Below are 24289 nucleotides of genomic sequence, written 5' to 3' on the forward strand. Positions count from 1 at the left end.
CGAGGCATTCTCCAGGATCGCGTCGGCCGACATGCCTTACGGCACCTCGAAGCCGCGCTGCACGCCCGGACGGGCCATCAGCGCATCATACCAGCGCTTGGCATGCGGATAGGTCGCCCAGTCGATGCCATGCCATTCCCAGCGCGCCGCCCAGGGCAATGCTGCGAAATCGGCAATCGAAAGCTCCTTGCCGGCCATGTATTCGTTTTTCGCCAGATGACCGTCGAGCACCTTGTAAAGCCGCGCCGTCTCGGTGGCGAAGCGGTCGATGGCATAGGGCACCTTCTCCTTGGCGAAGCGGCCGAAATGATGCAGCTGGCCGAGCATCGGACCGAAGCCGCCCATCTGCCACATCAGCCATTGCAGCGCCTGCATGCGCGCCTTGGCATCGGTGGGCAGGAACTTGCCGCTCTTCTCCGCCAGATAGATCAGGATGGCGCCGGATTCAAAAACGCTGACCGGCTCCGTGCCGTAGGCAGCCGGCGGCGCGTGGTCGACAATCGCCGGAATCTTGTTGTTGGGATTGATCTTCAGGAAATCGGGCGCGAACTGCTCGTCCTTGGAAATGTTGATCGGGAAAGCCTGATACTTCAGGCCGGTTTCCTCCAGCATGACGGAAACCTTGCGGCCGTTGGGCGTGCCCCAGGTGTAGAGATCAATCACAGGTCAGATCCTTTTCAGAAAATGGAACGAAGAAATGGCGTAGCGCTGACGGAAATAGAAGCGGTGCGCGTCGATGCGCTGGGTGCCGCTGTCGAGATCGACGGCCTTGAAGCCCTCCTCTTTCGCCAGACGCTCCAGCCAGTCGAGCAGGGCCGCGCCATAGCCGCGTGAACGACCGGTTTCGCTGGTGACCAGATCGTCGACATAGATCACCTTGCCATGCACCAGCCGGTTCTGGCGGCGGAAGCCGATACAGGCCGCCGGCGTACCGGAGGCATCGGCGGCATAGGCCAGCACATAGCCTTCCTGATTTTGCAGCCGCACGCGCTGCACCAGTTCGGCCGCATCCTTCAGATGCGGCCGCAGGTCTTTCAGCACGGCAAAGCAGGCGGCGATCTGCGCGTCGGTTTCGGCAATATGGATATTTGAGGCTTTGGTCATTTGTCCTGTCACTTTAATCGTCATCCTCCGATTTATTCCGAGGATCCATCTGCGCGTTCCGATGCGCGGATGGTTGGGATGGACCCTCGGCCAAGAGAGCTTCTTGGGCCCGAGGGTGACGGTTTATTCTTTGCTTCGCTTACCCCTTCACCACTGCTGCCGTCTGGCCGAACAGCACCTTCTTGGCCTCGTCGGTCATCACCGGGATGCCCTGGTTGATCGCCTTGCCCTTCTCGTAGGCCACCTTGGTGGCCGGGCGCGCCCAGATGCTGTCGAACCAGCGCTTCAGATGCGGGAAGTCTTCCAGCTTCTGGCTCTGGCGCTCATAGGGCACGATCCAGGGATAGCTCATCATGTCGGCAATCGTGTAGGCATCGCCGCATATGAAGGCACGGCCTTCGAGCCGCTTGTTCAGCACGCCATAGAGCCGGTTGGTCTCGTTGACATAGCGGTTGATCGCATACTCGATCTTCTCGGGCGCATACTGGGTGAAGTGATGGTTCTGGCCGCACATGGGGCCAAGACCGCCCATCTGCCACATCACCCATTCGGTGCAGGCGACACGACCGCGCAGATCCTGCGGGATGAACTTTTTATACTTGTCGGCGAGGTAGAGCAGGATGGCGCCGGACTCGAACACGCTGATCGGTTCACCACCATCGGCGGGTTCATCATCCACAATCGCCGGCATGCGATTGTTCGGGCTGATCTTGAGGAACTCCGGCTTGAACTGTTCGCCCTTGCCGATCGCCACCGGCTTGATCGTGTAAGGAATACCGGCTTCTTCCAGGAACAGGGTGATCTTGTGGCCGTTGGGCGTGGGCCAGTAGTAGAGATCGATCATGGCGGGGACTCCGGGCTGAACGGGTCGCTGAATGGGGCGACAGGATGAGACAGGAATGCCGGCACGGCAAGGCGCCGGCCAGCCTCAGCTAACGCGAATCCGAAGCGGAACAAGCAGTTACCCACAGGAAGCTGGCGGCGTCCGGTGCAGGGAGCCGGGCCGGATCGGTGCCGGTTCGGGCCCATTGGCAGCCAATGCGGTCCGATTGCAGGCCAATTCGGTCCCAGTCGATCCCGTTCGATCCGATGGAAGCCCATCCGATCCCGTTGGATCCAATTGGCCAAGGGGCACAGCCTCTGCTGCGGTGGCCTTGCGCCCGCGCCGGCCATGCTTCGGGCCTGGAACGGCCGCCACCGCCTCCAGCCAGTCGGCCAGGGTTTCAGCCTGGGCCGGGGCCTGCCCCAGCCGCAGCTTCTCGGCCAGCCAGTGCAGGGTCTTGGTATCCAGCTGGCCACTGCGCTGGCGCATCTGCAGCACGGTCTGGATATTCAGATTGCGGAATTGCAGATCCGCCTCCAGCCGCAGGCGTTCGGCCGCCAGGTCGATGCGGGCGCGGAAGCGGCGGCTACGCCGCAGATTGCGCCAGATCCGCTCCGGCGTGCAGTTGCACAGCGAGGCCGTGACGGCAACCGAATGCCCACGGGCCAGATTGTCGGCCGCATTCGCCCAGTTGATGCGTTTACCGGGCGCCGGAGCGTTCGGGATACGGGGGTAGTCTTCGACAAGCCCCCGCTCCTCCAGCTCTAGCGGCGTGTAGCGCCGCGGTCGCCAGGTCTGGTCGCCGGGGCTGTCAGGAGCGCTGCCAGACCGGGCAGCAGCAATGTTCGGATCTTTGAAGGGGTCGTATTTGACCTTTTCCACGGCGGGCTCCCATTAGCTTAAATAGCCCGATATATGTTCTATTTTTGTTCTTTCAAGTGGCCTGCTCGCCAGCGTTCCCGTTAAGGTTAATCAGCTCTCGGATTAATATCATATCCGCTTTAAGAATCCCGATCCGGTTGCTGAAATATTATTTACAGCTTGTTAACCTTATGCGAGAAAACAGCGGTTCAGCAGCGAAAACGCTGCGGGGGTGGCAAGGCGTGTTATGCCTTGGGGGCTAAAAACAATGGCGTCGATCAACACCAATCTTGGTGCGATGGCGGCAGTCTCGACACTGCGCACGACCGATTCGCGTATCACTGCGATTTCCAAGCAGCTTGAAACCGGTTTCAAGGTCGCGGATGCCCTGGACGATGCTTCGGTCTTTGCCGTCGCGCAGGGAATCCGCAGCAACTTCAAAGCCAATGCCGCCGTGCAGGCCTCGCTGCAGCAGGGCCTCGGCCTGATCGATGTGTCGATCGCCGCGCTGAATGCGATGCTGCAACTGGCAGACAACCTGCGCTCGACGCTGATCAAGGCTTCGGATGGGTCTCTGACCGGCAGCCAGCGTGACATCTACACCAGCGATGCCACCGCCTTGCACGAACAGATTTCCGATATCATCAACCAGGCCAGCTACAACGGCCGCAACCAGCTGCTGGCAACATCGACCACCGTGCAGTTTGTCGCCGATGTCACCGGCAACACCATTTCAGTCGGCACCTTCGGTCTCGATCCGGAATATACGGCGCTGGGCACGGCGATCACCGCGATCACCGATGCGGCCACGGCCACCACGGCTTATAACCTGGTCGACCCTCTGACCACGCGGGCGAGTGCGTCGATATCCGAATTCGCCACATCGCGCCGGCAGATTTCGCTGCAGATGTCTTTCAATGAGAATGTGCTGGATGCTATGAAGATCGGCCTCGGCGCCCTGGTGGACAGCGACATTTCCAGCAACGATGCCGTGCTGGCGTCGCTGGCCGTGCAGAAACAATTGGCGGCCAGCGCGCTGGGGATCGCCAACAACCGGCAAGCAACGCTGGTGTCGCTGTATCGCACCGAGAGCTGACGCTATTCAGGCCGACACTGATCAGCCTGGGCGCGCCAGAATACGCGCTGCCGGAAGATACACCCGCACCACCGTCCCCTCGCCCTTGACGCTGTTCAATTCAAGCCTGCCGCCGTGCAGTTCGGCCAGCTGTCGTGTGAGTGCCAGGCCCAGGCCGGTGCCCTGCTTGTTGCGGTTGCGCTCGTTATCAATCTGGGCAAATGGTTGCAAAGCGCGCTGCTGCTCCAGTTCCGTCATGCCGATTCCGGTATCCGATACCGCCAAAACCAGATCGTCATTCCGGTCAAAGGATGCCTCTATCCGCACACGGCCGCCGGCCGGCGTGTACTTGACCCCATTGCTGAGAAGATTGAGCAGGATCTGCCGTACACGACGCTCATCACCCAGCAAGCGGATACCCGGTGGGGCATCGCTATCGATCTGGACTCCTGCCTCTTCGGCCTGAACGGCCAGCATGTGGCGCGCGAAGTCGATGACTTCAGCGATCTCGATCACATCGTCGTGGATGTCCAGCTGGCCGGCCTCGATCTTGGCGTGATCGAGAATATCGTTGATCAGCTCCAGCAGATGCTCGCCACTGCGCTTGATATCGGTGACATAACCGGTGTAGCGGGTGCTTCCCAATGGCCCGAACATCTCACGCTGCATCATCTCAGAAAACCCGATGATCGCGTTCAGCGGCGTGCGCAATTCGTGGCTCATGCCGGAGAGGAAATTGGACTTGGCGCGATTGGCGATTTCGGCCGCTTCCTTGGCGCGGGCCAGCTGCAACTCCGACAGCTTGCGTGCGCTGATATCGCGCGTGCTGGCCATGATCTCGCGCATGGCACCGGTTTCCGGATCTTTGATGGCGCGGAAGGCAATTTCGAGCCAGACATAGTGACCGTTGCGGTGGCGCCCACGATAAACAACCGTGCTGCGCGATGCCTCGCTGTGCAGGCTGGTGAAAGCCTGTTGCAGCACGACACGGTCGTCGGGATGCACCACAGCGGACATATTGCTGCCCAGCAGCTCCTCGGGCTCATAGCCCAGCACATCACGGCAGGCCGGCGATATATACAGCCGCTTGCCCTCAGGCGTCATGCGCACGATCACATCGGTTGCCGCTTCGGCAATCATGGCATATTGCCGGCCGGCTTCCGCCGCCACGTGCTCAGCATGGATGCGCCGGCGCAGCATAGTCATCGACACCGTGCCAAGCAGGATAATGGCACAGCTTGCCGCCACAGCGACCGCAATATCGAGTTGTGCCGAGCTGCGCCAGGCGGCCAGCACATCCATTTCGGCACGGCTGACTGTCATGATGAGAGGAAAATCCTCCAGCGTGCGCCAGGCAGCAAGGCGAATGATGCCGTCGTAGACAGATGCGCCATGAAAACGACCGGAAGGCTGGCGTTGCGTCGCCTCAAAAAATGCCTGGGAACGATCCGTCTGCAGATGCGCTTCCACGAAGGGGCGCCGTACCAGCAGGCGCGCATCATCGCGATACAGTGCGACATGACCGAGCGTGCCGACATTCAGCGTGTCGTAAAAGGCCTGGAAATACTCCGCGCTGATCGTCGCCAGGGCAATGCCGGCGAAACTGCCGTCTTTATGATCGATTCGCCGGGTCAGCGGGACAGTCCATTGACCGGTGAGTCGGCTCAGGACCGGCGTGTTGATGCGTAAGGCATTGCCAGGGTTGTCGCGGTGGTAGGTAAAATATTCGCGGTCGCCGTTGCTGTGCGTCGGCCGTTCGGGCAGCGACGAGGTACGCCAGTAGCCCTGTTCATCCAGGATGCCGAGTTCGCGGATGATGCGCGAGGCTTTGGCATGATTGACCAGCAATCTGTGCAGGCGCTGCTGGCCTTCAGGCCCCATACCGTCATTCTCAATATGCTCGATGGCATCCTGCAGAATCAGATTGGGCTCGGCGAAGGTGCGCGCCGCATGCTGGCTCAGCGCCAGCACCAGATCATCGGCCTCGGCAAAGCCCCGTTCGATCGCGGCGCCACGCGACTGCCAGGCATGCCAGGTCACGAAGCCGATCGGCACCAGGCAAGCCATCAGCACAAAGAGTGCAATCATCGTCGTGGGCGCGCTCCAAATCGCGCCCTTCATGATTTCAGCTCTGCTTTTCTGTTCCCCCATGCGCGACACTAGAGACCACGCTTGATGCCTGTCACTCTTTGTTTTTCTGCACCGTCATCACTCCTACTCCTAAGTGCGGCAGGGGTGATCGGCGCTATCTCCGATATGAGCAACCGCTTAAATACCAATACGCTGTCTGCGTATCGCAGCGGCGATACGCCGTGACATGGCGTGTAAGGCCGCAGGCGTTGCATGACTCATGCGTTCCTTATATGTTCTATAACGACTCAGGAGCATCTCATGTCATCCATCCGTCTCTATTCAGGTCCGCTGAGCATGTTTGGCGCCAAGGCGCAGATCGCCGCTTTGGAAAAGCGGATTGATGTGGTGCTGACCATGGTGCCTTTCGAAATGAAGACACTCTACGAGCCCAAACATCCCGAGGTGCTGCGCATCAACCCCAAGCGCCAGGTGCCGGTGCTGATCCATGGCGATGTCGAGATTTTCGATTCCACGCAGATCTTTGAATATCTCGAAGACCTGCAGCCCACGCCGCCGCTCTGGCCGAGTGACATTGCCGCCCGCGCCCGCGCGCGCCTGCTCGAACTGAAATCAGACGAGGTCTATTTCCCGCATGTCATCCGTCTGATGGGCCTGCAGGATAGGCCCGACGATCCGGCCGCGATCGCCGCGCGTGCCGGTGCCGCTGCCTTCTACACCGAGATGGAAGCCCTGCTGGACGACGGGCGCGACTGGCTGGCCGGTGCGGCCTTCAGCTATGCCGATATCGCGTTTTACATGGCACAGATTTTTGGCGACCGCATGGGGGCACCGATGACAGCCGGGCATCCGCGGCTGATCGCATGGCGCGAACGGATGGGACGTCGCGACAGCGTGCGCCAGGTGGCCGGCGCGATGGCGCGCTATCTACTGGGCCAGAACCGGCGCGTGCCGGACTTCATGCTGGCGCTGCTGGACTGAGGTTCAGTTGCCGTCGATCACCGACCGCAACTTGCGTTCGGCCGTGGTCGGCACCGGATCGACACCCTTCAGCATCAGGCTGAGATTGACGCGCGGTACGCCCACCTGGGTGGCCAGCGAGTCCAGCGTCAGGCCGCGGGCGGAACACCACTGCAGCACGGCCAGATCGGTGGCCTTGGGGAAATAGCGGGCATTCCCGTTAACGACGGTGTCGGGGAGAATCATTCTGTATCTCGGGAGGCGAATCCGTTTACGGATGAGTAGACGATATTGCCGGGAAAAAGGCAATCATGCGTTGTAAGCGCATGGAATACACCCACAACCACAAATCCTGTTGCCAGTCTCCGCACACTGAGTAAGGCTGGAAGGCGTCGTATAAGCATAAACTGGAGGACGCCGACCCCATGACCACACGCCGCCAAATTCTGCAGGGTGCTGCCCTGTCTGCCCTCGCCGCCCTGCCTGGCCTGTCCCTGCTGGCCCCGCGCAGTGCCCGCGCCGCCGGCTGGCCCGACAAGCCGGTGAAGATCGTGGTGCCCTATCCGGCCGGCGGCTCGACCGACGTGCTGAGCCGCATCCTGGCGGAAGAACTGAAGGTCAAGTTCGGCCAGCCCTTCCTGATCGACAACCGCGCCGGCGCCGGCGGCAATATCGGCATCGATGCCGTGGCCAAGAGTACGCCCGATGGCTACACGCTGGGCGCCGCCACCATTGGCCATTTCTCGATCAACCAGTATCTCTATTCCAAGATGACCTGGGATGCCGACAAGGATCTGCTGCCGGTGTCGATGACCTGGGAATTGCCCAATGTCGCGGTGGTGCCGGCCGATCATGTGCCGGCCACGACGCTGAAGGATTTCATCGCCTGGGCCAAGACGCGGCCGAACGGCATTTCCTATGGCAGCCCGGGCATCGGTACCACGCCGCATCTGTCGGGCGTGCTGTTCTGCCAGCGCGCCGGCGTGAAGGGCGAGCATGTGCCGTTCCGCGGCGCGGCGCAGACGATTCCGGCGATGCTGTCGGGCGATGTGCATATCGCGGTCGACAATCTCGCCTCCTATATCCCCTTCATCAATTCGGGCAAGCTGCGTGCGCTCGCCGTCACCTCGGCCGAACGCTGGCCGAGCATGCCCGATATCCCGACCATGGCGCAGGCCGGCATGAACGACTTCGTCGTCACCTCCTGGGCGGCCTTCGTGGTGCCGGCCGGCACGCCGAAGGAGATTGTCGCCGCGCTGTCCAGCGCGCTGCAGGAGATTTCCAAGAAGCCGGAGATCCAGCAGAAGTTCCTCACCACCGGCGCGAAAAGCCTGGGCAGCACGCCCGAGGTGGTGACGGCGCGCGGCCAGAAGGAACGGCCGATGTGGAAAAGCGTGATCGAAAGTTCGGGCGCCCGGCAGGATTAAGACGCCTGCAGCGGACATACTTGATTATGCATGCGCGGCAAGCGCAACTGTGAAAGGGATAGTCGTTTGATAACGGACGAATAAAAATTCAAACGGCTATCACCTTCATTTCCCATCTGCTTTGCCATACCGCATCACCGCGCATGCAACCGCGCGAAAAACTGTACTTGAATCCTCGCTGATCGCGCGCGCATTGTGTGCGCGCAGGCAGGCATAGGGGTATGCCGGAAACGGGGGATCCAATGAACAAACGCAACAGTGTTCTTGCGGGCGCGGTTCTCAGTCTTGCGTTCTTGGGTGGGTGCAAAACACTGCTCTACACGGCACCGGAGCAACCGACTTTAAGCGGCAGCGCCAACCATGGCTGGCTCACCCAGAAAGCCGATGCCGGCTACTTCATGATCGAGGCATCCGTCAAAGAAGCACGGGAGTGCAGTTTCCAGGGCAGCAAGCTGTTCCCTGAGCAGACCGACATCATGATCGCGGTAACGCCGAGCAATGTCGGCACTTTTCGCTCCGACCAGGCCATCCCCGTCTATCACAAACGTGTCTATGGTGATGGTGGATGCCGCATCCACCGCAGCGACGTGTTGCTGCTCCCCTTCGAGCCGTTGCGATCCGGCACCAGTGGTACGCTCAAGCTCGAAGTGATCGCCCGAAACACCAAGGATGAAAATGTCAGTCAGTATCTGTTTTCGGCGGCCACCTTCGCCGTAGCGGCGCTTCCGGTGGCAGGAATCGCCGCACCTGCGATTCTGGCGAGCGTGACGCAAAGTGAGAATGCCGGGGCCGTGGCGAAATTCAACGAGGAATATAAGAAATACCGCGACGCCAAGGTAACGACGGACTTTCCGGTCAATATTGGATCCAGTGATCTTGAAGCGGGCAAGACCAGCTTCTCGATTCCGATCTACGCCCTCGATACCGGTGCCGGCAATATGGAATCCGCCATCGCCGACGCGAAGGCCAATCCCAATACATCCGACCGCCGCGTCGCATTCACCGTGAGTTTCACCATCAGCTACCGAAAATCCGTGTTCGCCCCAAATGCCGATATCGTCAATGAGGGAAGCTATTACAAGCCGGACGTCAAATCACTGAACCATCGCGACGTGCTGCGATACACCGGTTCAACCCCGAACAGCCCGACGCTGTTCCAGCGGCTCAACCGCGATCTGCCGGCCGCACTGCTGGATTTGAAATCGCAGGATTCAGGCGTGGTCGGCAAAGCTTGTGAATCCGTGCAGCGCACGATCGAAGGTTTTGGCCTGTCGAAGGATGATGAGGCCATCGTCTATCATGCGTTGCTGACAGAAGTGGCCGGAGAATGGAATCTAGACACCAGATTCACCAACAATCCGGCCTGCTTTACCGAGGCGTCAGACAATAAGTTGGACATGGGCACAAGACTGGCACGATTGTATGGCACGACCCATTTTGTCGGCACGCCGCCAAAGCCGCTCAACATCGAAGCCGTCGTGAATCCAGAACGGAACTGGCTGACACAGATCGGCCATACCTTGATGCCACGCCTCAACCGCGCCCTGCAAACCGGCAACAGAACCGCCGAAACCGCCAAGGTGGCACTCGCCACGCTCACCAATCCGACCACCTTCAGCACCTACATCGATAGCACCAGCACCACGTATCAAGGCGAGCAGGCGCTAACTGCCCTGGCCGGCATCAAGCTGATCGCAGTCGGCTGCAACATCCGCATCCCCACCACTGATGGCGTCTATGAAGCCGTGCTAGGGCTGACTGAAAATCCGAATCCGGCTGAAAGTCAGAAGCGGATACCACTTCTCATGCTGTTCCAGCTCGACAATCCGGATATCAGCAGGCCGGCTGAAAGCCGCAGCATAGTGAAGGCAATGGTGCTGCCTGTCAGCGACTGGAAACACAATTTCCCCGATCACCGTTGGCGCGCAGAGAGCGTCTGCCGGAAAGAGATCATTCCCGCCCTGTAGTACAGGACAGTTACGGCACCGGTCCGTCGAGCCAGGCGATCACCGGGCAGTTCACGACAATGCCGGTGGGCTGCAGCGGCCTGAACTGCTGCGCCTTGGCCAGCGCATAGAGATCGGCCTGGTGACGCTGCGGCGCAACAGGCCGATCAGCACTGGGCCGATTCGCCCACTCCGCCTTGGTCACGCTCCACAGCGGCGAATAACCGCTGGCGGTGCGGCCCATCGGAAAGGCCGTGAGGATGTTGTGCGGGCTGCCCAGCTGCGCCGCATTGGCCAGGGTGGCGATCGCCTCGGCGCGGCCGTGGCGCAGGAACTGCTGCAGGCCCTGCTCGGCCGGACCATTCACCACCGCCAACAGGGCGATGTCGCCATTGCCGTCGCCCAGCTGCGGCACATGCACGGCGCGCTCCAGCGCGGCGACGCCGGGATCGGAGGCCTCGGTGCTGATATAGACGACGCGGCGGCCTTCGGCGAAGCCATGGCTGAGCAGCAGCGTCACCGTGCGCTTTGCCGTGTCGATGGCCAGCACGCGGTCGGCGGCATTGCTGTGATCGAACGGCCCGTCGCCGGTGGCGATGATCGGCGCATTGAGGATCGCCGCCTGGCCTGCGATGCGCACCAGCGGCGCATAGGCCGGCGCGGCGCTGCCGCCGGGTGTGGCCGTCTGCGGCGGATAGCCTGTCGGCCCCGCCACCACCTGCCGGGCCGCACGGAAATCCGGCGCGGCGGCAAAGCGCACCACATCGCCATTCAGATGCGCGGCCTGCACATGGCCGGCATGCACCAGCAGTGGCGCATGCACCACGCCGCGCGCCTCCGCATCGGCGGCATCGGAGGAGTCGGTTACGATATACCAGACGGTCTGACCCGCGACATCGCCGCGGAACAGCGGCAGCGTCACCGTATTGGCCACGGCATCGACACTGAGCGCCGACCGCAGCACGATATTCTCGCGCGGCAGCTCGGCGGCCAAGGCCGGCGGAGCCAGCAGGAACAGCGGCAGGATCAGGCGCAACATGATGCCAACCATCTGGACCGCTGCCTGCCGCCGGCGAGCAACATTCGCGTAATCGCCGTCAGGCCTGGTTGCGGGTGATCAGCCGACCGTTGGCCGCGCCGGTCACACCCTTGCCGCCAACATAGCTCGAGACACCGTTGACCCAGACCTCGGTGATGCCGGTCGCCGGCTGGATCGGCGCCGCGAAAGTGGCGGTGTCGATCACGGTTGCGGGATCGAACAGCACCAGATCGGCATAGGCGCCGGCGCGGATCGCACCACGGTCGACCATGCCGAACACCCGCGCCGTCAGCCCGGTCATCTTGTGTACGGCCTGCTCCAGGCTGAGCAGCTTGAGGTCGCGGCTGTAATGGCCGAGCACGCGCGGGAAGGTGCCCCACAGGCGCGGATGCGGCATGTCGTTGCTGGGGATGCCGTCGGAGCCGATCATGCTGCGCGGATGCGCAATGATGCGCTGCACGTCGTCTTCGTTCATCATGAAATAGATCGCCGCCGCCGGCAGCAGGCGATGCGCCGCCGTCACCTGGTCGACACCCCACTCTTTGGCGATATCGGCCAGCATGCGGCCGCGCATCTGCGGATAGGGTTCAGAGGATGCGATCTGCACCGCCATGTCGTCGCGCAGACGATCGGGCAGCAATGCGGTGGAACTGGCCGCATAAGGATAGACGTCGAAATCGACGGTCTGTTCCTTCGCCGCCTTGTCGATCAGCGCCAGGGTTTCGGTCGAGCGGCCGAAATTCTCCGGGTTGGTGCATTTGTGATGGCTGATCACCACGGCCGAGCCGCTGTCGCGGCCGATCTTCAGTGTCTCATGGATGCTGTCGACGACGCCATCGGCCTCGTCGCGCATATGGGTCACGTAAAGCCCGCCGCGCGACCGCAGGCCTTCGGCCACCGCAATCACCTCGCTGGTCGGGGCATGGCGGCTCGGCGGATACCACAGGCCGCTGGACAGGCCCGACGCGCCCTGGTCGAGCGATTCCGTCAGGCGCTGCTGCATCTGCGCTGCTTCCTTGTCGGTCGCGGCGCGCTGGACGTCATGATCCATCGCCACCACACGCAGCGACATATGGCCGACCAGCGCGTAGGCATTGGTCGCCGGCGGCGTCTTGCGCAGCTGCTCGGCATAGTCGCCAAACGTGGGAAACGCCCAGGCGCTTTCGGTGCCGACCAGATCGAGCGGCGGCGGCGGGCGTTTTTTCATTGTCGCCGGCGCCAGGCTGATGCCGCAATTGCCGATCACCACGCTGGTGACGCCCTGGCTGAGCTTGCAATGCATGCAGTCAGGGCCATGCAGCACGGCGCCATCGTCATGGGTATGGGCGTCGATGAAGCCCGGCGCCACCGCCAGACCCTTGGCGTCGATCTCGCGGTCGGCCGAGGCTGCGCCCAGATCGCCGACATCGACAATGCGATCACCGCTGACGCCGATATCGCCGGTGAAGGACTCTGCGCCGCTGCCATCCAGGATGCGGGCATTGCGAATGGCCAGATCGTAGCGTTTGGTCATTTCGCGATCCGCCGCGTGTGGTTGAGGGCTGCCTCGATCAGGTTCTCGCTGGCTTCCGGTGTGCGGAAGGCGGAATGCGCCGACAGCGTGACATTCTCCAGCCTGGTGAGCGGGTGATCCTTGGGCAGCGGCTCGATATCGAACACGTCCAGCCCGGCATGGCCGATCTGGCCCGACTTCAGTGCCGCGATCATCGCCGCCTCATCCACCACGGCACCACGTGCTGTATTCACCAGGATGGCGCCGGGCCGCAGTTTGGCGAGCCGTTCGGCCGACAGGAAGCCACGGGTCTCGTCATTGAGCAGCAGATGCACCGAAACGACATGGCTCTGTTTCAGCAGCTCATCCAGCTCGACGAAGCGGACGCCGGCCGGCGCGTCTTTCTTGCTGCGGTTCCAGGCCAGCACGGTCATGCCGGCGCCGAGGCAAAGCCGCGCCATCTCGGCGGCGATGCCGCCATAGCCGATCAGGCCGACAGTCTTGCCGGTAAGCTGCACGCCATCCATGCGCAGCCAATTGCCCTCGCGCATGCCGCGGTCCATGCGGGCGAAGCCCTTGGCCGCAGCCCACATCAGGGCGAAGGCACATTCGGCCACGGCGGTATCGCCATAGCCCTTGATCAGGTGCACCTCGATGCCGAGCGCGGCCAGTTCCTCGACATTCATGTAGCTGCGTGCGCCGGTGCCGAGGAAGACAACATGCTTCAGGCCCTTGCACTGCTTCGCCACATCGGTCGGCAGATAGGTGTGATCGACCCATGCAATTTCGGCATCGCCCAATACCGTGGGCAGATCGGTGGGTTTCACATCCGGCTGGCGATTGACGGTAACCTTGGGATCGGCGGGCTTATGCAGGCGCTCGGCCAGATCGCCGAGAGTGGGATTGGCATCGACAAAGACAGCACGCACGGGAGGCTCTCGCTTTTATGAACGACGGGCCTTCATTGTGGCGAGTCCGGCCGCCAGTGTCACCCCTGTTGCCGCCAGCAGCACCCATATTCCCGGCCGCAATCCCATCTCGATATTCAGATTGGCTTCCAGCACGCGCGGAACCACCGCCGTACCAATCTTCCAGCCGAAATACGCCGCCTCGCCCGCCACGGTGACGGCCGTGGCAGCGAACCCTAGGACTACCAAGGCCCAGAGCGGCAGGACGGCGCCTTGCGGCTTCAGATAACGCCAGAGCCGGTAGCCGAGCAGCCATGTCAGGAAACCGATCATCAGCAGCGGCTGGGAAATATCGGCCTTCACCTGGAGGAAGAAATGCCAGGCGCCCAGGATCGCGGCGGGAAACACCAGCCAGTGCAAGCGCTGCCAGCGCCGACCACCGAGGCGCCGGATCATGCCGTCCGTCGAGGTGGCAAGCAGCAGCGACAGGGCGACCAGCGCGGTGAGGCCGATGATCAGGTAATTCGCCTTGGCGATTTCAGTGACGATCTTGTTGAGGTCGAAGGCGTGATTGGCGGTGTAGAGGATGAAATGCGCCAGCAGATAAAGTGCAGAAGCCACGCCGATCATGCGACGGACCAGTGCAAGCCGACCGCGCCGCAGAATCTGCCGCAGCGGGGTGATGAACAGGGACACGAGCAGAAGCCGGATCCCCCAGTTGCCGGTCTGCAGGATCAGTTCGGTCAACGGTCGCGGCCCGAGATCGTGCTGGGTCGCGCGCCACAGCAGCCACAGTGCCGGCAGCAGCAGCAGACTGAACACAACAGCCTTGAACGGCGCGAAGCGGCCGGCCGGCCCCTCCTGCCAGGGCCAGCCGCGCTTCCAGCCGGGAACGGGGGCGCGGGCAGAAACACTGATTCCTGTGACGTTCATGGCTGCCGATATAGCTCAGGTCGTCGCGTCTTGCGGAAAACTTATCGTGAAGCGCGTGCCCTCGCCCAGCCGGCTGGATACCGCAATGGTCCCGCCCAGAACCTGACTGACCAGATTGTAAACAATATGAAGACCAAGGCCCGTGCCCCCCGTGCCGCGCCGGGTGGTGAAGAACGGATCGAAGACGCGAGGCAGATCTTCCGGGCCGATGCCTTTGCCGTCATCGCGGAACTCGACCACGATGCGGCCTTCGCGCGGCCGGGTCACGACGATGGTCAGCAAGCCCGGCTCGGGGCGCCCATCGAAAGCATGCTGCAGGGCATTCATCAGCAGGTTGGTGACGATCTGGCCGAGCGCACCGGGCCGATTGCGAATCATCAGATTGGGTTCGCAATCGATCTCGACCCGATGCGGCGTGCGGCGCAGAGCGGGTGCGAGGCTGAGCAGAATTTCATGCAGATATTCACCGAGGCTAAAAAGCCGCACTTCATCGGTGGTCTGGTCGGCCGAGACCTGCTTGAAAGCCTGGATCAGGCGCGCGGCCCGCGTCAGGTTGCCCTGCATGATGCGTGTCGCCTCGGTGGCGGTCTCGAGGAAATCCTCCAGATCGCTACGCTTGAGCTGATCTTCCTTGAAGCTGCGGGTCAGCTGCTCGACCTCTTCCGACAAATGCGAGGCAGCCGAGACGCCGATCCCGAGCGGTGTGGAGATTTCATGGCTCATGCCGGCCACCAGAGAGCCGAGCGAGGCCATCTTCTCGGCCAGGATCAGATTGGCCTGCGCCCCGCGCAGATCGGCCAGGGCGCGCTCGGCCTCTTCCTTGGCGCGGCGCAGTTCATCTTCCATCCGGCGTCGTGCCGTGATGTTGGTGCGCACCACCACCAGATCGCCGGAGGGCGTCACGCGCTCATGCACCAGGAACCACTCGCCTGCCGTGGTGCGGATTTCGATCATGCGCTCCGGGATATGACGCCGAGAGGTGGTGACGGTCTGGGTATTACCGGTTTCGCGCTCGTCGCGACTGAACACGCCGCGCTCATAACCTTGCGCCAACAGCTCCTCAAAGGATTTTCCGATCGCCTGCTCGGCGGTGAGGCCATACAGAGCCGCAAACCGGCTGGAGCAGATCGCGATGCGGTCCTGCGAGTCATAGATGGCAAAGCCGTCGCCGGCCACCTCGACCGCATGGCGCAAGCGGCGGTTCAGCGCATAGCGCTCGGTCGCATCGAAAATGGTGACCGCCACCGACTTGTCGGGCAGCCGGTTCAGCGTGAATTCCAGGATCTTGCCGGTCGCTGCATGCCGGGTAGCGGCGATGGTGCCGGCACCGCGCAGCAGGCGGTCGATGTGATACCGCACGTCGCTGAGTTCCAGATCGCCGAAGTCACGGCGCTGCAGCAGGAAGCGCATCAGGGTTTCATGGGTATCGCCCGGCCGCACCGAGCCGGGCGGCAGCGCCAGCAGTTCGGCAGCACGCCGGTTGATGCTGTGGATCTCGCCACCGGGATGGAACAGGATGACGCCAACCTGCAGCGCATCCAGCGCCCAGGCCTGGTACTCATTACGCTTGCGACCTTCCTGCCGAGCCAGGGTCAGCGCGTCGGTGACCCGCCGGGCTTCTTCACGAGAGAGAAAATTGCGCCGCCGTTCGAGCTTGAACTGCCGCATGCCGACCAGGCCGAGCCCGTTGCCGATCAGCAGGAACAGGATCACGCTGATGATGGTATAGCTTTCCACCGGCAGCCAGATCAGTCCGAAGATCACCGTGCCAATGCTGACATAGGCCGCATTGGCAATCACCACCTGGGCCGGACAGGGCACCAGCAGAAAAAACACCAGCAGATAGCCGAAGGCCAGCGTTCCCGCATTCAGCGCCGGCGGCGACCCGATCACCCAGGTCATGAAGGTGAGCGTGGTCAGGCTGGCCATGCCGACACCGGCGATGATGTCGAGCATGGCAATGGCGGCCGCCCGCCGCACCAGAACCTGGAAAACCACACCGGTGAGCAGGCCGACACAGCGCACCGCTGCATCCAGCCAGAAGGTCAGGCTGGGACCAAAGATCAGGTACTGCCGGATGACCAGCAGGAAAAACACCGTGGTGGCAGCGATGCCGCAGGCATGCAAAAGCTTGCGGACGGCTTCCAGCCGCTGCTGGCGATACATCTGCTCCACGCGCCGGTCGCGAAACTCGCCGGTCCACAGGAACAGGCGGCTGTCATCGGCAGTCTGAAGCATGGATGATGGTGGCGGTTGCAGCATCGACCGGATTTACCCTCGGCACATTATGACCCCCGCCCCGGTCCGGGGGAAGCCGCAGGGTAATTATTGCCTAGCACCGGGCAGCCGCGGTAGCAGTTTTTCGCATTTATTTCAGAAACATAGTGACTGGCCGGACTTGGCATGGCGCTTGCTCAATACCGGCCAAGACGATTCTATTGAGCAGGAGTCCTGCCATGACTTTCTTCGGCGCCCTCGGCACCGCTGTCCAGGGCATCAATGCCCAGGCGGCGGCCATCGGGCATATTTCCGACAACGTCGCCAACGCGTCGACGAACGGCTACAAGCAGGTCAACACCATTTTCGGCGACCTGGTTTCAAACAAGGTGCTGGGCGACAGCGCCGGGATCGATTCCAACCGCCATATGGGCGTAACGGCCGATGCCCAGTTCGGCAACCGCCGCCAGGGCGCCATCGTCAGGGACAATTCGAGCACCACGTCGATCGCCATCACCGGCAACGGCTTTTTCCCCGTATCGAAGCCGACCGGCTTCGACCCCGTGACCCGCGAACCGAATGGCTTTGAAGACACTGTCTACTATACGCGACTGGGCGACTTCCGCCTCGACAACTCAAACCGGTTGGTGAATTCAGCCGGCTATTATCTGCAGGCCGTGACAACGGCACCGGGCCAAACCGTTGCAGCCGGAACCCGACCGGAAGATTTCGTCATCGACACCGCAGACATCGAACCGGTACCAACCAGCAACGTTTTCTCCCAAATTAACCTGCCGGCGACTGCCCTGCCCGGCAAGCAGGTCACCACCGGCATCGGCGTGGTGGATGCCGACAGCAACGAACAGAATTTTCAGGTGATCTGGACCAAGACCGCGACCGACACCTGGGACATCACCATCAACACGACGCAGGCGACGCCCAGTTCGTTCGGCCCGGTCACCGCAACATTCCTGAACGGCACACTGAATACGCTGACGTCGGCCGATGCGAATGTCGCCGTCACGGCTGCCGGCAATGCCACGCTGACCATGGATGTCGATTATGGCCCCGGCGTGCAGAATATTGTTCTGAATATCGGTGAGTTCGGCGGCGGCTTTTCCAGCAACGCCGCCAGCAGTACAACGCAATTTGCCGGCGAGACCCGCGAAGCCTCCAATATCGGCCTGACGCAGAATGGCCTGCTTGGTGGCGAATTCCAATATGTCTCGTTCCGGGAAGACGGACAGATCACCTACAATTACGCCAACGGCCGCAGCCAGACAGGCGGCCAGGTGATGCTGGGCAATTTCCGTGAAGCCGACAAACTGGACCGGCTGGATGGCACCACATTCATTGCCAATTCCGACTCAGGCGTGGTGCGCTTCGGCGCACCGGCCGACCCAGACAGCACCACGGGCGCCGGCACCCTGATAGCAGGTGCCCTGGAAGCCTCCACCGTTGATATCGCCGAGCAGATGACCAAGCTGATGGTGGCGCAGCAGGCCTATTCGATGAACGGCCAGGTGATTTCGGCAGCCGATGCGATGCTGTCGCGCGCCGTCGATATGAAGCGCTGACCGCAGCCCCACCCGGCTTTAACCGGCAATGCAGCGCGTCTGCTTGCCCTGGATTGCGTAGCGGCAGGTCAGTTCTCGCCCGGCCGGCCGACTCATCTTGAAGATATCGCCCTCCATGCGGCGTACCGCATAGCCGTTGGAAAACTGCAGCCAGCCGAAGCTGTCGAAATAGGCCGTAATGCCGTTGGAGAACAGCAGGTCGCGGCGGCGGTTTTTCTTCACCGTGACCTTGGCGCCGAATTCCAGCGTGCCATCGTCGAATTCCTTGATCACCAGATCGTTGCTGCACAACGCCTCTTTCGGATTGTCGGTGAGGCGGCATCCGAAGGCCGGGCCATCGGCCGGCGGCGTGCTGATCAGGACGGCGAAGATAGTGGCTTCCATCAGGTTCATGGGGTTCCCGACTCCCGGCGCGATTCCCGGCGGGAGTCTAGCATAAACCGATTCCGGCCGGAGCGACCGGATCGCCGGATATCAGGCGCCGAAATAGGCCTTGATGCGCTGCTGGGTCGGGATGTCGCTGCAGACATAGCGGGCAGCCACCAGCCCGTCGCTGATGCGCAGGACTTCCGCCTCGGCAGTGAAATCCAGGCTGACTAGGCTGTTGCGGATTTCCACCGCCACCGACAGCTTGCTGCCGACCGCCAGTTTCGCGGTGATCGCCGGCGAGGCCGGGCCAAACAGCAGGCCGACCGGGCTCCAGTTGCGCAGGCCCATGCGCAGGCCGCGCAGGATCACCGCATCCTTGGGACCGCCGGTGCCGCGCTGGCTGCTGCGCGTGCCGGCCGGTTTCACCACATTGGCCAGCTGGTTGCGGAACTGCTCCTGCAGGCGACTCTTGCGCGGCTCGGGGATATCGACCTCGGCCAGCGCGCTGGAGACCGCGGCGGCGATCGTGCCGAACTCCTCGCGCCCGGTCTGCGGCCCGACGAACTGCGTCTTGAAATCGCGATGATCCATGTAATGGGTCACGATGCCCTGCAGCTCGAACCGCGCATTGCCATCCTCGATCTCGCGATAGAGCCGGAGCAGGAACAGCAGCTTGCGGCTGATCTCGGTTTCGCGGGCGAGGATCGGATTGAGCAGGTCAGGGCTGGCAAACCGGGTGAAGCGCCGGGTCATGCTGGCGTTGATCGCCTCGTCGCCGGCAAGCATCGGCAGGTCCTGCAACTTCTGCTTCAGTTCCAGCATCGCCTGCCATTCGCCATGCGGCTCGCTGTGATACAGCGTCGCCGTGCCGTTCAGCATCTCGGCCAGCCGGGCGCGCACCGCTTCGGTGCTGCGCGACAGATCCTGGCTGGCAAACAGGCTGCGCAGACGGCGCAGCAAGGCATGGCTGTCGGCCGGCATTTCACCGCCGGCGAGGCCAAGGCAGACCGCGATCATGCGGCGGCGGTTGGCATTCTCGCCGAACAGCACCGGGGCGGCGGGCTGCAGGCGCAGGATTTCCGCCAGCGTCTGGTCGGCCAGGCTGTGGCATTCGCTGCCCGGCGTGCCATGCTCCAGCATGTCGAGACACAGCCTGGTCCGCGCATCCCAGGCCGCATCCCGGGCGAGCAGGCGGGTGAAGGCGATCCCGCCGCGCACCCATTGATCCAGGTTGCTGCCGTTGAACACGCCCTGCTGGTTGGCCTCGACAAAACCGGCATAGGCCGGCAGGGCGGCCGCCAGGGTTTCAACGCGCTGCATGGCGGCTTCGGCTATCGCCGTCAGCTCCTTCATGCGTTCGCTGACCGGGCGCTTGGTATGCTGGCCCTGCAGCAGGGCAATGCGCTGCAGGATCTCCTGGAAGCGCGCGCCGTCGTTGAGCAGGACGCGATGCTGCGCCGGATCGAAGACCAGATCGGTGGCGGTGATGCCCTGCCGCTCCAGATAGCCGCGCGCAACCTGGAAAATCAGCTCCCGGGCCGGATCGGCAAAGGTATCGGCTGCGGTTTCACAGAACATAGAATTGGGCGGTTTCCAGCGAAGTCGGGCCTTGGCTTAACCCGCACCCCTGCCCCACGCAACCGTCAGCGGTGTCGCAGCCCCAAATGCCACCCCAGCATGCTTTTAGGGTAATTAAACACTAGCCACGCGTGATAGCCCGCGTCGACAAAAACCGCCATCACTTGGCGAAATATTGCTTTATTCGCTGCTCGATGGCGGTGTCGGTGCAATAGTAACGTGCAGCGACCAGGCCATCTGTCGCGCGAATGATGTCGGCAGAGGCATCGAAGCGCAAATCAATCATCTCGTTATGCACCTCGATGGAAATGTCGACTGTATCCCCGGTTTTCAAACCGGCCGATACGGGGCCGAACAAGACGCCCAGCGTACTCCAGTTGCGCAGCGAGGCCCGCTGTTCGCCGAAGCAGACCACGTCATTCGGGCCACCGATCACGCGTGGATCACGGCGGCGCTCCGCCAACTTCTTGATCTCCAGATGCTGCTTTTCGATGCTGGCGCGGAAGCGATCACGGCGGTGTTCGGGCAGTTCGGGATGCTTGAGCGCCGCTTCGATGGCCTGCGCCAAGGCAGACATATCCTCAATGCTGGTGCCGGACTCGACGAACTGGCTGCTGAAATCCCGGTGTTCGAGATTGAAGGTCAGCGCCGTCAGCAGATCACGACGGGCAAGGCCATCCTGCACCTCGGGATAGAGCTGGGCCAGATAGAGCACTTTTTTGCCATAGGCCGGAATCTCTGCAAGCGTGCGGTTGAGCTGCTCGGCCTGGGCCAGCCGCAGGAAGCGTTTCGCCAGGGCCTGATTCAGCACGGGGTCTGCCGCCATGCCCTCAAGCGTGGTGATGCGCTGCTTCAGGGCCAGCAGATACGCCCATTCCGAGCCGTCCCCCTCCCCGAGCAATGGACCGGGCCGATCCAGTGCGGCGGAGATGCGATCACAGAGCGCATCGCGCAGATGGATGGCCGCGTCGCCCCTCAATCGATTGCTCAGGCGGCCATGCAAGATGTCCGATGCCGGGACGGTGGGATCACTCATCGCCAGGCAGCTGTCGATCACACTGCACGGCAGGTCCGAAAAGCCGAAGACACTGCCTGCAGGCTCCAGGCGCAACAGTTCCGCCAGCGTCTGGTCCAGCAGTGCGGCAATGTCGCCCGTCGCGCCGCTTTCCAGAAGGTCGAGGCAGAAGGTGATCTTGCCGGTCCAGTCCGGACGCTGCGACAAGCCGGCCGCGACAATTATGGCCGTGCGGATGAAACCCCGATCCGCCGTTTCCTCGCAAAGCCGACTGAGAGCTTCGCCCGTCATCTCGAATTCGGACGAGGTCTGCCGGGTCAAACCGTCGATAAGGCGTATCGCCTGGCTGACGATGGTGTTGAGTTCGCGGCGACGGTCCAGAATGGGTTGGCGGGTCTGCTGCGACTGCATGGCAGCAGCGCGCTGAATGGCATCGGCCAGGCGATTGCCGTCATTGGCGAGATGTCGCTGGCGGCCCCGGCTGAAGACAAGCTCGGTTGCCGTGATGCCTTCCTGTTCAAGATAAGACTGTATCAGTTCAAAGATCAGCATCCGCGCCGGTCCATTGAACAGGTCGGTCTCGACAAGGCAGAAGGTATCTTGGTCGCGCATGATCGTCGGTTCCCAGCCATTGGAATGACACCACCGGCGTGGCTGCGGAACGTTAATTCTTGATTATGCGGCAATTTCTGGCGTGGATTACAGGTTTGTACAAACTCAGTTGCCGACCCAGTCCTTCTTGTCCTCCTCGGGCATCAGGTCGGTGCTGCCCCAGGAAAAGAAGATCAGGGCGGTCCAGTCCTTGCGGTTGGAGAAGCCGTAAACCGGATCGAGCGACTGCACCAGCCGGCCGGTCTTGGCGTTATAGGCGGTGGCCGCCACCTTGATGACACCCTGCTGGTGGCTGCGCTTGAACAGCGCGACCTCTGGCACCTGCAGACCGACCAGCGGCACCGGGATCGCCGGCGTGCCGAACAGCGTGCGGTCGGCATCCACCGAGATCGCGCCGATGCGCGGCTCGACCACCAGCTCGGCGTCGTCCTTCTTGTCGGTTAGCTCGCCGCCCCTGCGCAGGATGCGGTCGCGGATCGCGCTCAGCAGATATTTGCTGTCCACGCCTTCGACGTTGGCCGGATCAACGAACACCCGGGTGCCCGGCTGCAGATTGAAGGCGAGCTTGTCGGCGGCACGGTCGGCCGCGGTAGAGAACAGCAACTGCTCGGTGGCCGAGCGTGGCGGTTCGGTCTCGCGCCTGGAGGAACAGGCGGTGAGCGTGAGCGCAAGCAGGGCGACGGCTGTCAGTGTGTGCGGTTTCATCATGCCCGCGTCTCACCAGACAAAAGGGGCAGAAAAAAGGCCGGAACTCTGCAGCTCCGGCCTCGTTTCGCTCAAGCGTGGCGGCGTAGCTTGTCAGCCGGCCAGCTTCTTCTTCAGCAGCTCGTTCACCGCATTCGGATTGGCCTTGCCGCCCGATGCCTTCATGGTCTGGCCGACGAAGAAGCCGAACAGCTTGTCCTTGCCGGAGCGATACTCGGCCACCTTGTCCGGGTTGGCCGCCATCACCTCGTCGATCACCTTCTCGATGGCGCCGGTATCGGTGACCTGGCGCATGCCCTTCTCTTCCACGATGGTGGCGGCATCCTTGCCGGTTTCCACCATCAGCGCGAAGACATCCTTGGCCAGGCGGTTGGAGATGGTGTTGTCGGAAATCAGGTCAATCAGGCCGCCGAGCTTTTCGGCGGTGATGACGAAATCCTCCATCGACTGGCCCGACTTGTTGAGCAGGCCGAAATACTCGGTGATCACCCAGTTGGCGGCTAGCTTGCCATCACGGCCCTTGGCCACCTTCTCGTAGAAGTCGGCCGACTCCTTCTCGGCCACCAGCACGGAGGCGTCGTAGGGGCTCAGGCCCAGCTTCTCGATGAAGCGCGCCTTCTTCTCGTCGGGCAGTTCCGGCAGCGTCGCCTTGATGCCATCGACCCAAGCCTGCTCGAATTCCAGCGGCAGCAGGTCGGGATCGGGGAAGTAGCGGTAGTCATGCGCTTCTTCCTTGGAGCGCATGCTGCGCGTCACGCCCTTGCCGGTGTCGAACAGCCGGGTTTCCTGGTCGATCTTGCCACCCTCTTCCAGAATCTCGATCTGGCGGCGGGCTTCGTATTCGATGGCCTGCTGCACGAAGCGGACGGAATTGACGTTCTTGATCTCGCAGCGTGTACCCAGCGGACCGCCCGGCTTGCGCACGGAGACGTTGACGTCGGCGCGCATCGAGCCTTCGTCCATGTTGCCGTCGCAGGTGCCGAGATAGCGCACGATGGTGCGCAGCTTCTTCAGGTAAAGCCCGGCCTCTTCCGAATTGCGCATGTCGGGCTCGGAGACGATTTCCATCAGCGCGACGCCGGAGCGATTCAGGTCGATGAAGCTCTCGCGCGGACTCTGGTCATGCAGGCTCTTGCCGGCATCCTGTTCCAGATGCAGGCGGGTGATACCGATCTCGCGGGTCGAGCCATCGGGCATGTCGAGCAGCAGCACGCCCTTGCCGACGATGGGCTGCAGATACTGGCTGATCTGGTAACCCTGCGGCAGGTCGGCGTAGAAGTAGTTCTTGCGATCGAACACCGAATGCAGGTTGATCTGCGCCTTCAGGCCGAGGCCGGTGCGCACCGCCTGCTCGACGCAATAGCCGTTGATCACCGGCAGCATGCCGGGCATCGCCGCATCCACCAGACTGACCTGGTGGTTCGGTTCGGCGCCAAAGGTGGCGTCGGCCCCGGAGAACAGCTTGGACTTGGATGAGACCTGGGCATGGACTTCCATGCCGATCACGATCTCCCACGGACCCGTGGCACCCTGGATATAATCTTTCTCGGCCATGAC

General features: G+C 62.3%; 21 protein-coding genes. 5 read left to right on the forward strand and 16 right to left on the reverse strand.

Features of this window, described 5'->3' with window-relative positions; translation table 11 throughout:
* Nucleotides 1-36 precede the first annotated feature (36 nt).
* From AAG821_RS15075 to AAG821_RS15090, 4 genes are all read right to left on the reverse strand, one after another.
* Nucleotides 37-663 (reverse strand): glutathione binding-like protein, encoded by a 627-nt coding sequence (locus AAG821_RS15075; RefSeq protein WP_341913019.1) that lies wholly within the window; start codon nt 661-663, stop codon nt 37-39.
* A gap of 3 nt (nt 664-666) precedes the next feature.
* The gene (locus tag AAG821_RS15080; protein WP_341913021.1) at nt 667-1104 is read right to left on the reverse strand and encodes a GNAT family N-acetyltransferase; all 438 of its coding nucleotides are present in this window, start codon (nt 1102-1104) and stop codon (nt 667-669) included.
* 139 nt (nt 1105-1243) lie between these two features.
* On the reverse strand, nt 1244-1948 hold the full coding sequence (locus AAG821_RS15085) for a glutathione binding-like protein (RefSeq protein ID WP_341913023.1): 705 nt from the start codon (nt 1946-1948) through the stop codon (nt 1244-1246).
* Nucleotides 1949-2065: 117 nt separating this feature from the next.
* Nucleotides 2066-2809: a hypothetical protein gene (locus AAG821_RS15090; RefSeq protein WP_341913025.1), complete on the reverse strand. Its 744-nt coding sequence runs from the start codon at nt 2807-2809 to the stop codon at nt 2066-2068.
* A gap of 247 nt (nt 2810-3056) precedes the next feature.
* On the opposite strand from AAG821_RS15090, the gene AAG821_RS15095 reads away from it, so the two are divergent.
* Entirely contained in the window at nt 3057-3884 is an 828-nt protein-coding gene (locus AAG821_RS15095) for a hypothetical protein (RefSeq protein WP_341913027.1), read from the forward strand.
* 21 nt (nt 3885-3905) lie between these two features.
* Here AAG821_RS15095 and AAG821_RS15100 read toward each other — a convergent pair whose 3' ends face one another.
* Nucleotides 3906-5984: an ATP-binding protein gene (locus AAG821_RS15100; protein ID WP_341913028.1), complete on the reverse strand. Its 2079-nt coding sequence runs from the start codon at nt 5982-5984 to the stop codon at nt 3906-3908.
* Between the two features lie 270 nt (nt 5985-6254).
* Between AAG821_RS15100 and AAG821_RS15105 the strand changes: the two genes are divergently transcribed.
* Entirely contained in the window at nt 6255-6935 is a 681-nt protein-coding gene (locus AAG821_RS15105) for a glutathione S-transferase family protein (RefSeq protein WP_341913030.1), read from the forward strand.
* Nucleotides 6936-6938: 3 nt separating this feature from the next.
* Here the strand turns inward: AAG821_RS15105 and AAG821_RS15110 are convergent, their stop codons facing one another.
* Nucleotides 6939-7160 (reverse strand): hypothetical protein, encoded by a 222-nt coding sequence (locus AAG821_RS15110; protein WP_341913032.1) that lies wholly within the window; start codon nt 7158-7160, stop codon nt 6939-6941.
* A 179-nt stretch (nt 7161-7339) separates the two neighbouring features.
* Here AAG821_RS15110 and AAG821_RS15115 point away from each other — a divergent pair, with 179 nt between their 5' ends.
* Both AAG821_RS15115 and AAG821_RS15120 read left to right on the forward strand, forming a co-directional pair.
* Nucleotides 7340-8341, forward strand: coding sequence for a tripartite tricarboxylate transporter substrate binding protein (locus AAG821_RS15115; RefSeq protein ID WP_341916330.1), 1002 nt, complete (start codon nt 7340-7342; stop codon nt 8339-8341).
* Between the two features lie 242 nt (nt 8342-8583).
* Nucleotides 8584-10308, forward strand: a complete 1725-nt coding sequence (locus AAG821_RS15120; protein ID WP_341913036.1) for a hypothetical protein — start codon at nt 8584-8586, stop codon at nt 10306-10308.
* A 10-nt stretch (nt 10309-10318) separates the two neighbouring features.
* On the opposite strand, the gene AAG821_RS15125 is transcribed toward AAG821_RS15120, so the two are convergent.
* From AAG821_RS15125 to AAG821_RS15145, 5 genes are read right to left on the reverse strand one after another with little or no spacing between them, the layout of a single operon-like run.
* Nucleotides 10319-11338 carry a hypothetical protein gene (locus AAG821_RS15125; RefSeq protein WP_341913038.1) on the reverse strand — a complete coding sequence of 340 codons (1020 nt, stop codon included), beginning with the start codon at nt 11336-11338 and terminating at the stop codon, nt 10319-10321.
* A 46-nt stretch (nt 11339-11384) separates the two neighbouring features.
* Nucleotides 11385-12839, reverse strand: a complete 1455-nt coding sequence (locus AAG821_RS15130) for an amidohydrolase family protein (RefSeq protein WP_341913040.1) — start codon at nt 12837-12839, stop codon at nt 11385-11387.
* Nucleotides 12836-13747: an NAD(P)-dependent oxidoreductase gene (locus AAG821_RS15135; protein ID WP_341913042.1), complete on the reverse strand. Its 912-nt coding sequence runs from the start codon at nt 13745-13747 to the stop codon at nt 12836-12838. The genes AAG821_RS15130 and AAG821_RS15135 overlap by 4 nt, the downstream gene beginning before the upstream one ends.
* Before the next feature lie 15 nt (nt 13748-13762).
* On the reverse strand, nt 13763-14659 hold the full coding sequence (locus tag AAG821_RS15140) for a ferric reductase-like transmembrane domain-containing protein (protein ID WP_341913043.1): 897 nt from the start codon (nt 14657-14659) through the stop codon (nt 13763-13765).
* A gap of 15 nt (nt 14660-14674) precedes the next feature.
* The gene (locus tag AAG821_RS15145) at nt 14675-16897 is read right to left on the reverse strand and encodes a PAS-domain containing protein (RefSeq protein ID WP_341913045.1); all 2223 of its coding nucleotides are present in this window, start codon (nt 16895-16897) and stop codon (nt 14675-14677) included.
* Between the two features lie 218 nt (nt 16898-17115).
* On the opposite strand from AAG821_RS15145, the gene AAG821_RS15150 reads away from it, so the two are divergent.
* On the forward strand, nt 17116-18453 hold the full coding sequence (locus tag AAG821_RS15150) for a flagellar hook-basal body complex protein (protein WP_341913047.1): 1338 nt from the start codon (nt 17116-17118) through the stop codon (nt 18451-18453).
* Nucleotides 18454-18471: 18 nt separating this feature from the next.
* On the opposite strand, the gene AAG821_RS15155 is transcribed toward AAG821_RS15150, so the two are convergent.
* The 5 genes from AAG821_RS15155 to gatB form a co-directional block, all read right to left on the reverse strand.
* On the reverse strand, nt 18472-18846 hold the full coding sequence (locus AAG821_RS15155) for a hypothetical protein (protein ID WP_341913049.1): 375 nt from the start codon (nt 18844-18846) through the stop codon (nt 18472-18474).
* Nucleotides 18847-18927: 81 nt separating this feature from the next.
* On the reverse strand, nt 18928-20400 hold the full coding sequence (locus AAG821_RS15160) for a hypothetical protein (RefSeq protein ID WP_341913051.1): 1473 nt from the start codon (nt 20398-20400) through the stop codon (nt 18928-18930).
* Nucleotides 20401-20560: 160 nt separating this feature from the next.
* Nucleotides 20561-22027, reverse strand: coding sequence for a hypothetical protein (locus AAG821_RS15165; RefSeq protein ID WP_341913053.1), 1467 nt, complete (start codon nt 22025-22027; stop codon nt 20561-20563).
* A 105-nt stretch (nt 22028-22132) separates the two neighbouring features.
* Entirely contained in the window at nt 22133-22735 is a 603-nt protein-coding gene (locus AAG821_RS15170; protein ID WP_341913055.1) for a DUF6655 family protein, read from the reverse strand.
* 90 nt (nt 22736-22825) lie between these two features.
* On the reverse strand, nt 22826-24286 hold the full coding sequence (gene gatB, locus AAG821_RS15175) for an Asp-tRNA(Asn)/Glu-tRNA(Gln) amidotransferase subunit GatB (RefSeq protein WP_341913057.1): 1461 nt from the start codon (nt 24284-24286) through the stop codon (nt 22826-22828).
* Between the last annotated feature and the right edge of the window lie 3 nt (nt 24287-24289).

The organism is Ferrovibrio terrae (assembly GCF_943372915.1).
Taxonomy (GTDB): Bacteria; Pseudomonadota; Alphaproteobacteria; order Ferrovibrionales; family Ferrovibrionaceae; genus Ferrovibrio; species Ferrovibrio terrae_A.

What these genes read in the sequence shown, in the direction of transcription:
- AAG821_RS15080 (WP_341913021.1), bottom strand. Translation starts at nt 1,104, where the DNA reads ATGACCAAAGCCTCAAATATCCATATTGCCGAAACCGACGCGCAGATC.
- AAG821_RS15085 (WP_341913023.1), bottom strand. Translation starts at nt 1,948, where the DNA reads ATGATCGATCTCTACTACTGGCCCACGCCCAACGGCCACAAGATCACC.
- AAG821_RS15095 (WP_341913027.1), top strand. Translation starts at nt 3,057, where the DNA reads ATGGCGTCGATCAACACCAATCTTGGTGCGATGGCGGCAGTCTCGACA.
- AAG821_RS15100 (WP_341913028.1), bottom strand. Translation starts at nt 5,984, where the DNA reads ATGAAGGGCGCGATTTGGAGCGCGCCCACGACGATGATTGCACTCTTT.
- AAG821_RS15105 (WP_341913030.1), top strand. Translation starts at nt 6,255, where the DNA reads ATGTCATCCATCCGTCTCTATTCAGGTCCGCTGAGCATGTTTGGCGCC.
- AAG821_RS15110 (WP_341913032.1), bottom strand. Translation starts at nt 7,160, where the DNA reads ATGATTCTCCCCGACACCGTCGTTAACGGGAATGCCCGCTATTTCCCC.
- AAG821_RS15115 (WP_341916330.1), top strand. Translation starts at nt 7,340, where the DNA reads ATGACCACACGCCGCCAAATTCTGCAGGGTGCTGCCCTGTCTGCCCTC.
- AAG821_RS15120 (WP_341913036.1), top strand. Translation starts at nt 8,584, where the DNA reads ATGAACAAACGCAACAGTGTTCTTGCGGGCGCGGTTCTCAGTCTTGCG.
- AAG821_RS15125 (WP_341913038.1), bottom strand. Translation starts at nt 11,338, where the DNA reads ATGGTTGGCATCATGTTGCGCCTGATCCTGCCGCTGTTCCTGCTGGCT.
- AAG821_RS15130 (WP_341913040.1), bottom strand. Translation starts at nt 12,839, where the DNA reads ATGACCAAACGCTACGATCTGGCCATTCGCAATGCCCGCATCCTGGAT.
- AAG821_RS15140 (WP_341913043.1), bottom strand. Translation starts at nt 14,659, where the DNA reads ATGAACGTCACAGGAATCAGTGTTTCTGCCCGCGCCCCCGTTCCCGGC.
- AAG821_RS15145 (WP_341913045.1), bottom strand. Translation starts at nt 16,897, where the DNA reads ATGCTTCAGACTGCCGATGACAGCCGCCTGTTCCTGTGGACCGGCGAG.
- AAG821_RS15150 (WP_341913047.1), top strand. Translation starts at nt 17,116, where the DNA reads ATGACTTTCTTCGGCGCCCTCGGCACCGCTGTCCAGGGCATCAATGCC.
- AAG821_RS15155 (WP_341913049.1), bottom strand. Translation starts at nt 18,846, where the DNA reads ATGAACCTGATGGAAGCCACTATCTTCGCCGTCCTGATCAGCACGCCG.
- AAG821_RS15160 (WP_341913051.1), bottom strand. Translation starts at nt 20,400, where the DNA reads ATGTTCTGTGAAACCGCAGCCGATACCTTTGCCGATCCGGCCCGGGAG.
- AAG821_RS15165 (WP_341913053.1), bottom strand. Translation starts at nt 22,027, where the DNA reads ATGCGCGACCAAGATACCTTCTGCCTTGTCGAGACCGACCTGTTCAAT.
- AAG821_RS15170 (WP_341913055.1), bottom strand. Translation starts at nt 22,735, where the DNA reads ATGATGAAACCGCACACACTGACAGCCGTCGCCCTGCTTGCGCTCACG.
- gatB (WP_341913057.1), bottom strand. Translation starts at nt 24,286, where the DNA reads ATGGCCGAGAAAGATTATATCCAGGGTGCCACGGGTCCGTGGGAGATC.